Raw genomic sequence first — 14008 nt, 5'->3', positions numbered from 1 at the left:
CGGGTTAGGTGCGAGTCGCCTGCCGCAGCGTTTCGGATAGCGCGGCGCAGGTTCGTTCGATTTCCGCAGGCGTAAGCGTCGGATGAACCAGGAACATCAGGCTGGTTTCGCCCAGTTCCATCGCATGAGGCAGGCGGCGCGATGGGCGATAGTCCGTCCCGTCGAAGGCTTTTTCCAGGTAGACCTCCGAGCAGGAGCCCTGGTAGCAGGGGATGCCCTTTTCGGTCAGTGCCTGGACGATGCCGTCGCGCGTCCATCCGTCCGCCAGTTGCTCCGGCTTGACGAACAGGTAGTGTTTGTACGCGGCGTGGTCGACGTGGTCTGGCACTTGGGGAATACGAACGCAAGCGTAGGGATTCGCTGCCTTATTGATCTGCGCGGCGTAAGCTTGGCGTTGTTTGGTCCATTCGGCCATGCGGCGCAGTTGGATCCGGCCGATGGCGCCTTGCATTTCGATCATTCGCCAATTGGTGCCGAAGGAATCGTGCACCCACCGGAATCCCGGGGGATGCTGCCGTTCGTACACCGCTTCCCACGATTTGCCGTGATCCTTGTACGCCCACATCTTGGCCCACAGCGCGCGGTCATTGGTCGTGACCATGCCGCCTTCGCCGCCGGTGGTCATGATCTTGTCCTGGCAGAAGGACCAGGCGCCGATGTGGCCGATGCTGCCGACCGGGCGGCCTTTGTACTTGGCCCCATGGGCCTGCGCGCAATCCTCGATCACGAAGAAGCCCTTTTCCTCGGCCAGGGCCATGATCGGGTCCATTTCGCAGGGCCAGCCGGCCAGGTGGACGCAGATCACGGCACGGGTGTTGGGGGTCAGGACCTCGCGGATGCTTTCCGCGGTGATGTTCTGGCTGTCCAGGTCCACGTCGGCGAATACGGGCCGCGCGCCGGCGTTGACGATGCTCGAGGCCGATGCCAGGAAGGTGCGCGGGGTGACGATCACGTCGTCGCCAGGACCGATGTCCAGCGCCTTCAAGGCCAGGTCCAGCGCCACCGTTCCGTTGGCCAGCGCGATGGCATGTTCCGTATGGCACCACGCCGCGAATTCCTTTTCGAATTCGCGGCATTCCTGCCCGGTCCAGTAGTTGACCTTGTTGGACAGCAGCACCCGCTTGACGGCGTCCGCCTCTTCTTCCGTGAAGGAGGGCCAGGGGGAAAAGGGGGTATTCAGCATGTTGGCGTGGTCCTGTTCAAATCTTTGGCCGGGTTGCCCGCGGCGGTGATTCCGTCCGGTTGGGGGCTGACGACGACGGCGCCCACGCCTATCACGGCATGGGCACCTATGGATATTTGCTGGCGGATGCCGGCGTTGGCGCCTATCCAGCTGCAGGTGCCTACGGTGACGCCGCCCGCCAGGTTGGCGCCGGGGCTGATGTGGACGCCGTCGGCCACTTGGCAGTCGTGGTCCACGGTAGCGGCGGTGTTGATGATGCAGGCTTGCCCAATGCGGGCGCCTATGTTGACCACGGCACCGGCGAACACGACGCTGCCCGCGCCCACGCCAGCATGGCGGCTGATTGTGGCGCGCGGATGAATAATGGTGGCCAGGCGGGCGCCCGCGGCGGCCAGTGCTTCCGTATTGGACAGCCGCACGCGATTGGCGCCTATGCCGACCACGACGCCGTCGAACTCCTGGCACTGCTGGAGCAGGGCCGCCAGGTTGCCGACGATGGGCCAGGGGCCGCTGGCCTTCCGCTGCGGCCAGGCGTCGTCGAAGAAGACGATTTCCTGCCATTCCCCACTGGCTTCCGCCGCGTCGGCCACCACGCGACCGTGGCCGCCCGCGCCCAGTATGGCTAGCCGTTTCATGGGTTGTTGCCTCGGAAGCGTTCCATGGTGGCCTGGCCGTCGGCGCTGATGCCTTCGCGCACCAGTACCTTGCGCACGGTCATCCACAGGATCTTCATGTCCAGCCACAGCGAGCGGTTGTCCACGTACCAGACGTCCAGTTCGAATTTCTGCGGCCACGACAGGGCGTTGCGGCCGTTCACCTGGGCCCAGCCCGTTACTCCAGGCCGGACTTCGTGGCGGCGCATCTGGTGCTGGTCATACAAGGGCAGATATTCCATCAGCAGCGGGCGCGGGCCGACCAGGCTCATGTCCCCGCGCAGCACGTTCCAGAGCTCGGGCAGTTCGTCCAGGCTGGTGCTCCGCAGGCGTTTGCCGAACGAGGTCAGCCGCTGGTCATCCGGCAGCGGCTGGCCATCCGGGCCTGTCGCGTCGCGCATGGAGCGGAACTTGATCATCTGGAAGGGCTTGCCGTTCAGGCCGGGGCGGACTTGGCGGAAGAAGACCGGCGAGCCCAGCTTCCGCCGGATCGCGACGCACAACACCAGGATGACGGGGCTGAGCAGGAGAAGGGCGATTGCCGCCAGGGTGATGTCGAATGCGCGTTTTGCCATGAAAAAGGGCCTTCGGGCGAAGGCTGTGGATACGGTTGCGGTCCAGTATAGAGAGAGGCTTAGGCCGGATGGCCTACGGCGACGTCTCGTTTGCTTTCGTACGAGGCCAGGGCGGTCCGTGCCGCCTTGTTTTCCCGAACGCTGGCCGGGCTGGCTGGAAGCTCGTCTTGTCCGGCCGGCCTGTCGCTCAGCAGCGAATAGGGCGTGTATTCCGGTACCAGCTTCTGCAATGCCAGGCGGATGTCCAGGGCAGACCCGCTGTCGCAGGCCGTATGCAAGGCTTCCAACAGCGATTCGAGCTGCCCCAGTGTCAGATAGTGTTCGCGCGAGCACAGGATACGAGGATGATCGCTGGGGATGGTGTCCCCGCCTATCAGCAGTTCCTCGTACAGCTTTTCCCCTGGCCGCAGGCCCACGACCTTGATTTCGATGTGGCCGTTGGGGCTGTCCGCGTTTTTCTCGCTCAGCCCCGACATCTGGATCATGGTGCGGGCCAGGTCAATGATCTTGACCGGTTCGCCCATGTCCAGCACGAAGACTTCGCCGCCGCGGGCCATGGCGCCGGCCTGGATGACGAGCTGCGCTGCCTCGGGGATCAGCATGAAGTAGCGGGTGACGTCGGCATGGGTGACCGTGATGGGGCCGCCGCGCTGGATCTGGTTGCGGAACAGCGGCACGACCGATCCGGACGAGCCCAGCACGTTGCCGAAGCGCACCATGCTGAATACGGTGCGGTTGTTGGGCCGCAGGGCGAAGGCCTGGAAGATGAGTTCGGCGCAGCGCTTGCTGGCGCCCATGACGTTGGGCGGGCGCACGGCCTTGTCGGTGGAGATCAGGACGCAGGTCTCGACATTGTTCTGGGCGGCGGCCATGGCCACGGACCAGGTGCCCAGCACGTTGTTGCGTATGCCGGCGGCCATGTTGTTTTCCACCAGCGGCACGTGCTTGTAGGCGGCGGCATGGTAGATGGTGTCGACGCGGTGCTCGCGCACGATGCGGCTGACCAGTTCGGTGTCGCACACGCTGCCCATGTAGGCCGACAACTGGGTGGCGGGGAAGCGCTCGCGCAGTTCGTGCTCGATGGCGTACAGCGCGTATTCGGAATGGTCCAGCAGGACGAGATGGTCGGGTTTCTGCGACTCGATCTGGCGGCACAGTTCGCTGCCTATGGAGCCGCCGGCGCCCGTGACCAGCACCGACTTGCCGGTGACGCATTTGGAAAACAGGTCGCGCCGCGGCGGGACGGGCTTGCGGCCCAGCAAGTCTTCGACCTGGATTTCGCGGATGGCGCTTTCCAGCACCTTGCCTTCCACCATTTCCGCCATGGTGGGCAGGGTGCGCACCGGGATGCCCAGGCTGGACAAACGGTTGACGATGGTGCGCCGGCGCTCGGGCGATGCCGAGGGAATGGCCAGGATGATCTGCTGGATCTCGTGCTTGCGCACGATGTCGTTGAGCCGGCTGAGCGCATAGACGCGCAGGCCGCCCACGTGCCGGTTGGCCAGGCGCTTGTCGTCGTCGAAGAAGCAGATGGGCGTGTAGGCGTGGCTGGTGCGCATGGCCACAGCCAGCTGGAAGCCGGCTTCCCCGGCGCCGTAGATGGCGACACGCGGCGCCACGATGTGCTGGCGCAGCGGCGTGCGCAGCAGGTGGCGCGCGCCGAAGCGGGAAATGACGACGTACGAGAAGGCGATGAACCAGTAGATCAGCAGCGTGCCTCGCGGCGGCGCCGGCATGTTGAACAGCAGGCATCCGATATAGGTGCCGATGGCCAGCGCGGCCAGGCCGATACCCGTGGAGCGCAGCATGGAAATATCCATGTAGCGCACCACGTTGCGATACAGGCCGCACAGGTAGAAAACGGGAATCGCGGCCAGCGCCATGATGATGGGCGCGCTGATGCCGTAGCGCTGCAGGATGACCGCATCGCCCAGCCGCAGGTAGAACGCTGCGATCAGGCTCGCGGGCAGCGCGATTGCATCAGCGATGACCATGACCGCGATTTTTTGCGGCCGGGAAAGGGAAAGAAGAAAATCGCGTAGTTTCGTCTGCATGATTACCTTGTACCAATCCGATCGCGGATCGCGAGTCCGGCCCCCGGGGGATACACACCCCTTTGCGACTCGTTCCCCATCGACTGCCCGGCAGGAAGACAGTTGGCACTCGGTAGTGCGGCGGCGGTATTTTGGTTGGCGCGTCCAGTTGCATCAATCCCCGGTTTGGGGGATTGCGGAAAGCCGGCATGCGGTCTTACTGGCGGATTCTGGACGGTCTGAAAGATTAGCATGTCGCGATGCGCCTATCGTGGAAAACCGGAAAAAGATTGCATCAGTTTGTGCATGCGCGAAATGGTCAATCTCATTTTTGAGAAATACAAAACGTAGCGATCATGTGCCGGTTGCCTGATTGCTTCGTCGATTTCCTGCTCCTCTCTTTATTTGCCTTGCTGTCCCGGTCTTGCCGCCCCCCGGATTCGTAATATATGTATGGATATTACGAATCCGGGCAATCGAATGACGGATCAGGCCAGGCTGGTGGCCAGCCGGTCCACGCACCGGACCGCCAGCATTTCCTCGTCGGCTTCCACCATCAGGCGGAGCTTGGGCTCGGTGCCCGAGGGGCGGATCAGGACCCGGCCACGGCCCTGTAGCGTGGCGGAGACCTCGCGGTAGGCCGCGGCCAGGCCGGGATGGGATTCCCATTCCAGGTCGGGTTGCAGTTTCACGTTCACCAGCTTCTGCGGCAGCAGATGCAGTTCCGAGGTCAAGGCCGGCAGGCCCTTGCCGCTGCGGCGCATGGCGGCCATGACCTGGAGCGCGGCGATGACGCCGTCGCCGGTGGAGTGGCGGTCCAGGCACAGGATGTGGCCGGAGCTTTCGCCGCCGAATAGCCAGCCCTTGTCCTGCAGGGCTTGCATCACGTTCTTGTCGCCAACGGGGGTGCGCACGAACGGGATGTCCAGTTCGGCCATGCGGCGCTCGAAGGCGTAGTTGGTCATGACGGTGCCCGCCACGCCGGCCACCGGGCCCTGGGTCATGCGGTCGCGCACGATCACGTACAGCAGCTCGTCGCCGTTGTACATCCGGCCGCTGGCATCGACCATTTGCAGCCGGTCGGCGTCGCCGTCCAGGGCCACGCCCAGGTCGGCGCGGTGTTCCTTGACCTTCTCGGCCAGGGTTTCCGGGTGGGTGGCGCCCACTTTTTCGTTGATGTTGAAGCCGTTGGGCTCGCAGCCGATGGTGATGACCGTGGCGCCCAGTTCCCGGAATACGTTGGGGGCGATGTGGTAGGCGGCGCCGTGGGCGGCGTCGACCACGATGCGCAGGCCGTTCAGGTCCATGTCCGGGGGGAAGCTGGCCTTGCAGAACTCGATGTAGCGGCCGGCGGCGTCGTCCAGGCGCTTGACCCGGCCCAGCCCTTCGGAAGGCGTGCAGCCCATGGGCTGGTCCAGCGCGGCTTCGATGGCCTGTTCGGTCTGGTCGGGGAATTTGCTGCCCTGGGCCGAGAAGAATTTGATGCCGTTGTCGTCGAAGGGGTTGTGCGAGGCGCTGATGACGATGCCGGCGGACAGGCGCAGCGCGCGGGTCAGGTAGGCGACGGCGGGGGTGGGAATGGGGCCGGCCAGGACGACGTCCACGCCGGCGGCGGAAAGGCCGGCTTCCAGCGCGGATTCGAGCATGTAGCCGGAGATGCGGGTGTCCTTGCCGATCAGGACGGACGGGCGGTGCCCGCGCGGGGCTTGGGCCAGGAGGACCTGGCCGGCGGCGTGGCCCAGGCGCAGGGCGAAGGCGGGATTGATGACCGCGCCGCCCACTTTGCCCCGGATGCCATCGGTGCCGAAATATTTAACTTGTGTTGCAGCCATGATTTCTTCCGTGCGTTCTTATTGCCTCATGCTTCTTTGCTTGGTTGACGAGGAAAGCGACGCCTGGCGTTCCTTTTTATCGGAGCACCGGTAGAGACAGGCCGCCATGATTCCCCACTACGGCTTTTATGGAAATCTGCCGTTTAGCCAACGCAAGCCACACGGACGACAGCATAGGCGGGGAAGTATGACACTCCACTTCCGCTATGTAACAAAATACGGGAGATGGTCCCTAGAATGGGGTAATGCCCGGGGGGCCGCGCACCGGGCCCCCGGGGATGACAGCGTTTACAATTTGTTACGCTGTTTAACTAATGTTCGGAGATTTGCGGTCTTTGCCCATCTGGGAAAGTCTCCGCGCTGGCGTCATTCCCTGGACCGGTGCAGGACGAGCCACCTGGGCGTGCGAAAGCGCACGATGGCTGTATACAGCCAAGTATAGACAGCAATGAACACAACGAGAAATAGCATTAACGCTAGTCCCCGGTCCCAGAACACGGTGGCCGGGACGATGGCGACCAGGCTGAGCGCCCACAAATAAGGGGACGTGACGGCGTTGCGCTGGGTCAGCAACTGCGCGTTGCGGGTGCCGATGGCCCAGCGGATGACCCGTTTGTAGATCAGCATGTGCAGGTGCACGCCGTCCGGCAGGCTGGGCGACATGCCGCGCAGATATTTCTTTCGATATATGGAAAATAGCGTCTCGAAGATGGGGTAGATGAACAGCAGCGCGGGATACCAGGCCGAGACCGCGGGATTGCGGACCACCAGCAGAATGCCCAGTTCGGCCAGCATGAAACCCAGGAAATAGGCGCCGCCGTCGCCCAGGAAAATCAGGCCGTAGGGATAATTCCATACCAGGAACCCCAGGATGGCGCCGATCATGAGCAGCGAGCCGGCCAGGATGAGGGGATCGTTGACCTTGAAGGCCACGTATCCCAGCGAGGCGAACATGGCGAGCGCCGCGGCGGCGGCCAGTCCGTTGAAGCCGTCGATGATGTTGACGGCGTTCACCATCGCGCCCACGCAGACGACGGCGGCCAGGCCGCCCACCGCCGGGATGGCCAGCCAGGCGTCGGCCAGGGGGATGTCGATGCGGGTGATGGTGGCTTGCAGCAAGACGGCCGCCAGCGCGGCCCCGGCGAACGCGCACAGCAGGCGGAGCGTCGGGCTGATGCGCTTGGTGAAGTCTTCCGCCAGCCCGATCCCGAAGACCACGGCCGAGCACAGCAACAGCAGGGCGAGGTCGATGGCCAGGGGGAAGTCACGCGAGGTCAGGGCGGCGACCGCCACCGTACAGCCGGTCACGATGCCCAGGCCGCCTATCCGCGGCACCGGCCGGACGTGGAATTTCTGGACGCCGTCCAGGTCGTGGTCCGCCGCGGCGCTGTCGCGGTTGGCGAAGCGCACGATGAACATGGTCACGAGTAGGGAAACAATGAAACTGATCGTCAGATTGAGCATGCACGCTTGCCGCAGGTGGGCGCCGGTCCGTTGCCGGCGCAAAGGATTGTTTAGCCTGTTATTTGTATATCCGGCAACCGGGTCGTGTCACGCAATTGCAAGTGTCATGCGGTATCGCATAATTGTGGCGCCGTTACGCAGGGTTACGTCATACAAGAAAACAGGGTTTTCGTACCTTAACTTCATCTATAGTTTCGGTGAACTTTCCGGGGTTTGCACCGGACTATATCGCCTGGAAAGGCGGTGCATGGACACCTAAATTGGTTAGTGAGTGCTGATTGCGCGTTTTGCCCATGGTTGGCGGGCGCATCGCACCGCTGCGACTCATCGAACGAATCTGAACCAGGAGCATCCCGTGGGGACCAACGTCTCATCTTCACCCGCAGACATCGCCGCTTCCGCCTTCAAGGCCTATGACATCCGCGGCGTGGTCCCGTCCCCGCTCAGTCCGGAGTTCGCGCGTCGCCTGGGCGCGGCGCTGGCGCTGGAAGCGCAGCGGGCCGGCGTGCGGCAGGTGGTGGTCGGCCGCGACGGGCGCCTGAGCGGACCGGATCTGTCGCGGGCCTTGCAGGCCGGGCTGATGGCCGGCGGCATCGACGTGCTGGACGTGGGCATGGTGCCGACGCCGCTGGTCTATTACGCGGCCAACGTCAGCGGCACCGGGTCGGGCGTGGCGATTACCGGCAGCCACAATCCGCCGCAGTACAACGGGTTCAAGATGATGCTGGGCGGCACGACGCTGTACGGCGATGCCATTACCGCGCTGCGCGAGCCCATGGTGCGGAATGTCGGCGGCGACGCCGCCACGCCGGGTTCCCGCAAGGAATGGGACGCGGTGCCGGAATACCTGCAGCGCATCGTGGGCGACGTGAAGCTGGCCCGCAAGATGAAGATCGCGGTGGACGCGGGCAACGGCGTGGCCGGTCCGGTGGCGGTGCAGTTGTTCAAGGCGCTGGGCTGCGACGTGGTGGAGCTGTACTGCGACGTGGACGGTACCTTCCCCAATCACCATCCGGATCCGGCCGATCCGCACAACCTGGAAGACCTGGTCCGCTGCCTGGCCGAGACCGATTGCGAGATCGGCCTGGCCTTCGACGGCGATGGCGACCGCCTGGGCGTGGTGACGAAGTCGGGGCAGATCATCTGGCCCGACCGGCAGTTGATCCTGTTCGCGCGCGACGTGCTGTCGCGCAATCCGGGCGCCGAGATCATCTATGACGTGAAGTGCAGCCGCTACGTGGCGCAGGAAGTGAAGGCCGCGGGCGGCAAGCCGCTGATGTGGAAGACCGGGCATTCGCTGGTCAAGGCCAAGCTCAAGGAAACCGGCGCGCCGCTGGCGGGCGAGATGAGCGGGCATATCTTCTTCAAGGAGCGCTGGTACGGTTTCGATGACGGCCTGTATACCGGCGCGCGGTTGTTGGAGATCGTGTCCCGCTCGGACAATCCGTCGGCCGTGCTGGAAGCCTTGCCGCAGGCCAAGTCCACGCCCGAACTGAAGATGGAGACCGCCGAGGGCGAGCAGTTCGAGGTGGTCAGGCGCCTGCAGCAGCAGGGGCAGTTCACCGGCGCGCGCGAGGTCATCACCATCGACGGCGTGCGGGTGGAATACGCGGATGGCTTCGGGCTGGCCCGTCCTTCGAACACGACGCCCGTGGTGGTGCTGCGGTTCGAGGCGGATGACGAGGCCGCGCTGGCCCGCATCCAGCAGGATTTCCGTACGCAGTTGCTGCGCGTCGCCCCCGACGCCAAGCTGCCGTTCTAAGGAGGGAGGCCATGCAGGAAGGGGCTCCCGCCGATCTGGCGTCCGTTGCGCCGTTGGCCGAGACGACCGAATGGCGCGCCTTCGTCGAGGCCGCCCATCGGGCGGATCGCCGGGCGGGCACGCTGCGGGTGGTGGAGGCGGCCGGTCTGTCGGTGGACCTGAGCACCCAGGCGCAGTCCGACGAACTGGCGGCGGCCGGCGCAGCGCTGCTGGCCGCCCGCGACTTCGAGGCTGCGCGCGCGCGGCTGCTGGAAGGCGGTATCGCCAATTGCACGGAAAATCGCGCGGCCTGGCACACCGCGCTGCGGGCGGAAGAGCCGCCCGGGCGCGTGGCGGGCCGGGTGCTGGCCGAGCGCGACCGCGTGCGCGCCTTCGTGCGCCACGTGGACGCGGAAGGGCGCTTTGACAGCGTGGTGCACATCGGCATTGGCGGCAGCGACTGGGGGCCCAAGCTGGTGGTGGCCGCGCTGGGCTACGCGGGTACCCGCCGGCAGATGCGCTTCGTGTCCAATATCGACGGCCACGCCATCGAGGCCGGCCTGATCGGCCTCGACCCCCGGCGCACGCTGGTGGTGGTGTCGTCCAAATCGTTCAATACGACCGAGACGCTGCGCAACGCCGATTGCGCGCTGCGCTGGCTGCGCGAGTCCGGCATCGCCGATCCGTGGTCGCAGGTGGTGGCCGTGACGGCCAACCCCGACGCGGCCCGGGACATGGGCGTGGCGCCCGAGCGCATCTTCACCTTCTGGGACTGGGCGGGCGGCCGCTATTCGGTCTGGTCGGCCATCGGGCTGCCGATTGCGCTGGCCCTGGGCGCCGAGGCGCTCGATGGGCTGTTGCAGGGCGCGGCGGCCATGGACGCGCATTTCCTGAACGCGCCGCTGGCCGCCAATGCGCCGGTGCAGCTGGCGCTGGCGGGGGTGGCCAATCGCAACGTGTTCGGCTATGCCTCGCTGAACATCGCGCCCTACGATGCGCGGCTGGTTCATCTCGTGCCCTATCTGCAGCAACTGGAGATGGAGTCGCTGGGCAAGTCGGTCGACCTCGAGGGCAGGCCCGTTACCGTGCCGACCGGGCCGGTGGTCTGGGGCATGCCGGGCACCGACGGCCAGCATACGTTCTTCCAATGGCTGCACCAGGGGCCGGAGGGCGCGCCGGTGGATTTCATCATCTGCCGCGAGGCGGATCACCCCTATCCGGAACACCACCGGTTGCTGGTGGCCAATTGCCTGGCCCAGCGCGAGGCGCTGCTGCGCGGCAAGTCCGCACCCGTACTCGAGGCCGAGCTGGCGTCCAAGGAAAGCGATCCCGCGCGCGCGGCCTGGCTGGCGCGCCACAAGGCGCATCCCGGTGGCCGGCCCTCCACCCTGATCGTGCTGCCGCGCCTGAGCGCGCATGCGCTGGGCGCGCTGCTGGCGCTGTACGAGCACAAGGTGTTCGTGCAGGGGCTGGTGTGGGGCATCAACCCCTACGACCAGTGGGGCGTCGAGTACGGCAAGGTCCTGGCCACGGGTATTGCCCGGGAACTGGCCGGCAAGGGAACGGCGGACGGGCATGACGCGTCGACGGCGTATTGGGTGGCGCAGTGGGGCAATGGGGGGATGTAGGCAAGGTGCTCGCTTTTCGGCTATCGTGAAACCATTGTGTTGCGGGAGAGCGTATGAAACCCTCCGAAGCCCTGGCCTTGAACCGCGTCGCGATACGGCGTGTGGTCGAGTCTCATCGCGCCCGCAATGCTCGTGTATTCGGCTCCGTACTGCGCGGTAAGGATACGGATAGCAGCGACCTGGACATCCTCATCGATCCGACGCCGGAGACGACCCTATTTGACATCGGTGCGATCCGACACGAGTTGGGCAAGCTGTTGGGGGTGCCTGTGGATGTTCTTACTCCCAATGCGCTGCCAGATCGGTTCCGGGCCAAGGTGCTCGCGGAGGCTCGCCCGGTATGACTCGTGACCAGCAACGCTTGGTCGACTATCTCACGCATATCGTAGAAGCCATCGAACGATTTGCGGCGACGCATCCGGAATTGCCTCTGTCGTTCGCCTACCAGAGGCGCGACGCTCAAGTTCGGGAGGCCTTGACCAGTATCCCTGGCCGGGGCATTGAAGGGATGGGGCCATGACCGCCCAGGTGGATCGGGTCCTTCCCTCCGGTTAAAATCCGCCCTTTCCACGCAGCCGGTTCCCGCCGGCTTTCGTCCGTGCCCCGTATTCTCCTCGTCAAGACCTCGTCCATGGGCGACATCGTCCATGCGCTGCCCGCCGTCTCCGATATCGTCCGCCACATGCCGGATGCGCAGGTCGATTGGGTGGCCGAAGAGGCATTCGCCGCCATCCCCGCCCTGCATCCGCGGCTGAACGCCGTCATTCCGGTGGCGCTGCGCCGTTGGCGCAAGACCTGGTGGTCGGCATCGGTAAGGGCCGAGCGGGCGGCCTTTCGCAAGCGGCTGCTCGAGCATCGGTATGACGCCGTGATCGACATGCAGGGGCTCTGGAAATCGGCGATGGTGGCGCGCATGGCGAACGGGCCGCTGCATGGCTGTGACCTGCGTTCGGCGCGCGATCCCTTCGCATCCTTTTTCTATCAGCATCGCTATCGGGTGGTGTTCGAGCAGTCGGCAGTGGTGCGCATGCGGGAACTGGCCGCCTTTGCGCTGGGATACGACCTGGCGGGACCGCCGGATTTCGGCATCCGCGCCGAGCCGCCCGCGGGCTTGCCCGCGCGCTATGCCGCGATCATGCCGTCGGCCAGCCGGCCGACCAAGCTGTGGGCCGAGACGTCGTGGCGCATGGTGCTGGAGCGGCTGGCGGTGGCAGGGCATGCGCCGCTGGTGTTTGCGGGCACCGAAGACGAGGCGGCGCGGGCGCAGCGCCTGATCGCCGGCATTCCGGGCGCCCGGGCGCTGCCGCGCATGGGGCTGGCCGAGGTGGCCGGCGTGCTGGCGGGCGCATCGGTGGTGGTGGGGCTGGACAGCGGGCTGACACACCTGGCCGGGGCGCTGGGGCGGCCCACCATCGGCATCTACGCGGACTACGATCCGGCGCTGGCGCCGGTGACGGGTTCGGCCTTCACGGCCAGCCTGGGTGGGCGGGGGACGCCGCCTTCGTGCGAGCAGGTGCTGGCGGCCATCGGCCAGGCCCTGCCGGCCGAAGCGGCCGTGCCGGGAGCGGCGCGTTGATGCGGGGCGCCGTGCTGCAGGCCCTGTATTCGTCGTTGTGGCGGCTGGCCACGCCCTTCCTGTTGTGGCGTATCTGGCGCCGTGCGCGGCGCGAGCCGGTGTACGGCGTCCATCCGGCCCAGCGCTTCGGCTTCTACGGCAGTGGCCGGCATGCGCCGGCGCGCGGCGGTTTCCGCGCCGCGCCGGTCTGGGTGCATGCGGTCAGCCTGGGCGAGACGCGCGCGGCGCAGCCGCTGGTCCGGGCACTGCTGGACCGGGGCCTGCCGGTGCTGCTGACCCACATGACGGCCACCGGCCGCACCGAAGGCGCGCGCCTGTTCGAGCAGGACATCGTGCAGGGCAGGTTGCGCCAGGCCTGGCTGCCCTACGACATGCCGGGCGCCGTGCACCGCTTCTACCGGTATTTCGCGCCGCGCTGCGGCCTGCTGGTCGAGACCGAGGTCTGGCCCAACCTGGTGGCGGGCGCGCGGCGCTACGCGGTGCCGATCGCCCTGGTCAGCGCGCGGTTGTCGGCTTCCTCCGCGCGCAAGACCATGCGGGTGGCCAGCCTGGCGCGCCGCACCTATGGACGCCTGGACGCCGTGCTGGCCCAGACCCGGGCCGACGCCGAGCGGCTGCGGCAGGTGGGCGCGCGCGATCCGCAGGTGGTGGGCAACTTGAAGTTCGACCTGCAACTGCCCTACGACCTGATGCAGGCCGGCGCCGCGTGGCGCCAGCGCCTGGGGCGGCCGGTCATCGCCTGGGCCAGCACGCGCGAGGGCGAGGAAGAGGCCATCCTGGCGGCCATGCGCGACATGCCCCGTACGCAGGGTGGCCTGGCGCCGCTGGCCGTGCTGATTCCCCGGCATCCCCAGCGGTTCGACGAGGTGGCGGCCATGGTGCTGGCTGCGGGCCTGTCGATGCGGCGCCGTTCGACCATGTCCGGCATGCCGTTCGGTTCGGTCGACCAGGACACTGCCGTGCTGCTGGGCGATAGCCTGGGCGAGATGCCTTTCTATTACACCGCCGCCGACGTCGCCATCGTGGCGGGCAGCTTCGCGCCGCTGGGCGGGCAGAACCTGATCGAGGCCGCCGCCTGTGGCGTGCCGGTCATCGTCGGTCCGCATACCTTCAATTTCGCGCAAGCCTCGGAAGATGCGATCGAAGCGGGCGCCGCATTGCGCGCGGACAGCGCCCAGGCGGCCTGGCGTCTCGCGCTGGAACTGATCGACGACGGCGACCGCCGCGCCGGCATGCGCGCCGCCGCGGGCCGGTTCAGCGCCACGCATACCGGCGCGACGCAGCGGGTGATGCGGGCGGTGGGGCCCTGGCTGGGGTGACGCC

The 14008-nt window shown here is 66.3% G+C and carries 11 protein-coding genes; 5 read left to right on the top strand and 6 right to left on the bottom strand.

The window, feature by feature from the left end; translation table 11 throughout:
* Nucleotides 1–4: 4 nt before the first annotated feature.
* The 6 genes from CDO46_RS22835 to CDO46_RS22810 form a co-directional block, all read right to left on the bottom strand.
* Entirely contained in the window at nt 5–1183 is a 1179-nt protein-coding gene (locus tag CDO46_RS22835; protein WP_087840896.1) for a DegT/DnrJ/EryC1/StrS aminotransferase family protein, read from the bottom strand.
* On the bottom strand, nt 1177–1818 hold the full coding sequence (locus tag CDO46_RS22830) for an acetyltransferase (RefSeq protein ID WP_087840895.1): 642 nt from the start codon (nt 1816–1818) through the stop codon (nt 1177–1179). Before CDO46_RS22830 ends, CDO46_RS22835 begins: the two co-directional genes overlap by 7 nt.
* Nucleotides 1815–2411, bottom strand: coding sequence for a sugar transferase (locus tag CDO46_RS22825; protein ID WP_087840894.1), 597 nt, complete (start codon nt 2409–2411; stop codon nt 1815–1817). The genes CDO46_RS22830 and CDO46_RS22825 overlap by 4 nt, the downstream gene beginning before the upstream one ends.
* A 59-nt stretch (nt 2412–2470) precedes the next feature.
* On the bottom strand, nt 2471–4405 hold the full coding sequence (locus tag CDO46_RS22820) for a nucleoside-diphosphate sugar epimerase/dehydratase (RefSeq protein WP_254914656.1): 1935 nt from the start codon (nt 4403–4405) through the stop codon (nt 2471–2473).
* A 527-nt stretch (nt 4406–4932) separates the two neighbouring features.
* A complete protein-coding gene (gene glmM, locus CDO46_RS22815; RefSeq protein ID WP_087840892.1) occupies nt 4933–6276 on the bottom strand; it encodes a phosphoglucosamine mutase in 1344 nt (447 codons plus the stop codon).
* Between the two features lie 366 nt (nt 6277–6642).
* On the bottom strand, nt 6643–7740 hold the full coding sequence (locus tag CDO46_RS22810; protein WP_087840891.1) for a glycosyltransferase: 1098 nt from the start codon (nt 7738–7740) through the stop codon (nt 6643–6645).
* A gap of 355 nt (nt 7741–8095) precedes the next feature.
* Between CDO46_RS22810 and CDO46_RS22805 the strand changes: the two genes are divergently transcribed.
* The 5 genes from CDO46_RS22805 to CDO46_RS22785 all read left to right on the top strand — a co-directional run bounded on the left by CDO46_RS22805 (nt 8096) and on the right by CDO46_RS22785 (nt 14004).
* Entirely contained in the window at nt 8096–9502 is a 1407-nt protein-coding gene (locus CDO46_RS22805) for a phosphomannomutase/phosphoglucomutase (RefSeq protein ID WP_217896330.1), read from the top strand.
* An 11-nt stretch (nt 9503–9513) separates the two neighbouring features.
* The gene (gene pgi / locus CDO46_RS22800; RefSeq protein ID WP_087840890.1) at nt 9514–11109 is read left to right on the top strand and encodes a glucose-6-phosphate isomerase; all 1596 of its coding nucleotides are present in this window, start codon (nt 9514–9516) and stop codon (nt 11107–11109) included.
* Nucleotides 11110–11162: 53 nt separating this feature from the next.
* The gene (locus CDO46_RS22795) at nt 11163–11453 is read left to right on the top strand and encodes a nucleotidyltransferase family protein (RefSeq protein ID WP_087840889.1); all 291 of its coding nucleotides are present in this window, start codon (nt 11163–11165) and stop codon (nt 11451–11453) included.
* A 254-nt stretch (nt 11454–11707) separates the two neighbouring features.
* A complete protein-coding gene (waaC, locus tag CDO46_RS22790; RefSeq protein ID WP_087840888.1) occupies nt 11708–12685 on the top strand; it encodes a lipopolysaccharide heptosyltransferase I in 978 nt (325 codons plus the stop codon).
* Complete coding sequence (locus CDO46_RS22785; protein ID WP_087840887.1) at nt 12685–14004, top strand: 3-deoxy-D-manno-octulosonic acid transferase; 1320 nt, start codon at nt 12685–12687, stop codon at nt 14002–14004. The genes waaC and CDO46_RS22785 overlap by 1 nt, the downstream gene beginning before the upstream one ends.
* The last annotated feature ends 4 nt before the right edge of the window (nt 14005–14008 follow it).

Source organism: Pigmentiphaga sp. NML030171 (genome assembly GCF_002188635.1).
GTDB lineage: Bacteria > Pseudomonadota > Gammaproteobacteria > Burkholderiales > Burkholderiaceae_B > Pigmentiphaga > Pigmentiphaga daeguensis.
The sequence above is the reverse complement of the archived record's forward strand: the minus strand, read 5'-3'. Positions and strand labels throughout refer to the sequence as shown.

What these genes read in the sequence shown, in the direction of transcription:
- CDO46_RS22795 (WP_087840889.1), top strand. Translation starts at nt 11,163, where the DNA reads ATGAAACCCTCCGAAGCCCTGGCCTTGAACCGCGTCGCGATACGGCGT.
- CDO46_RS22830 (WP_087840895.1), bottom strand. Translation starts at nt 1,818, where the DNA reads ATGAAACGGCTAGCCATACTGGGCGCGGGCGGCCACGGTCGCGTGGTG.
- CDO46_RS22835 (WP_087840896.1), bottom strand. Translation starts at nt 1,183, where the DNA reads ATGCTGAATACCCCCTTTTCCCCCTGGCCCTCCTTCACGGAAGAAGAG.
- CDO46_RS22825 (WP_087840894.1), bottom strand. Translation starts at nt 2,411, where the DNA reads ATGGCAAAACGCGCATTCGACATCACCCTGGCGGCAATCGCCCTTCTC.
- glmM (WP_087840892.1), bottom strand. Translation starts at nt 6,276, where the DNA reads ATGGCTGCAACACAAGTTAAATATTTCGGCACCGATGGCATCCGGGGC.
- CDO46_RS22785 (WP_087840887.1), top strand. Translation starts at nt 12,685, where the DNA reads ATGCGGGGCGCCGTGCTGCAGGCCCTGTATTCGTCGTTGTGGCGGCTG.
- CDO46_RS22810 (WP_087840891.1), bottom strand. Translation starts at nt 7,740, where the DNA reads ATGCTCAATCTGACGATCAGTTTCATTGTTTCCCTACTCGTGACCATG.
- pgi (WP_087840890.1), top strand. Translation starts at nt 9,514, where the DNA reads ATGCAGGAAGGGGCTCCCGCCGATCTGGCGTCCGTTGCGCCGTTGGCC.
- CDO46_RS22820 (WP_254914656.1), bottom strand. Translation starts at nt 4,405, where the DNA reads ATGGTCATCGCTGATGCAATCGCGCTGCCCGCGAGCCTGATCGCAGCG.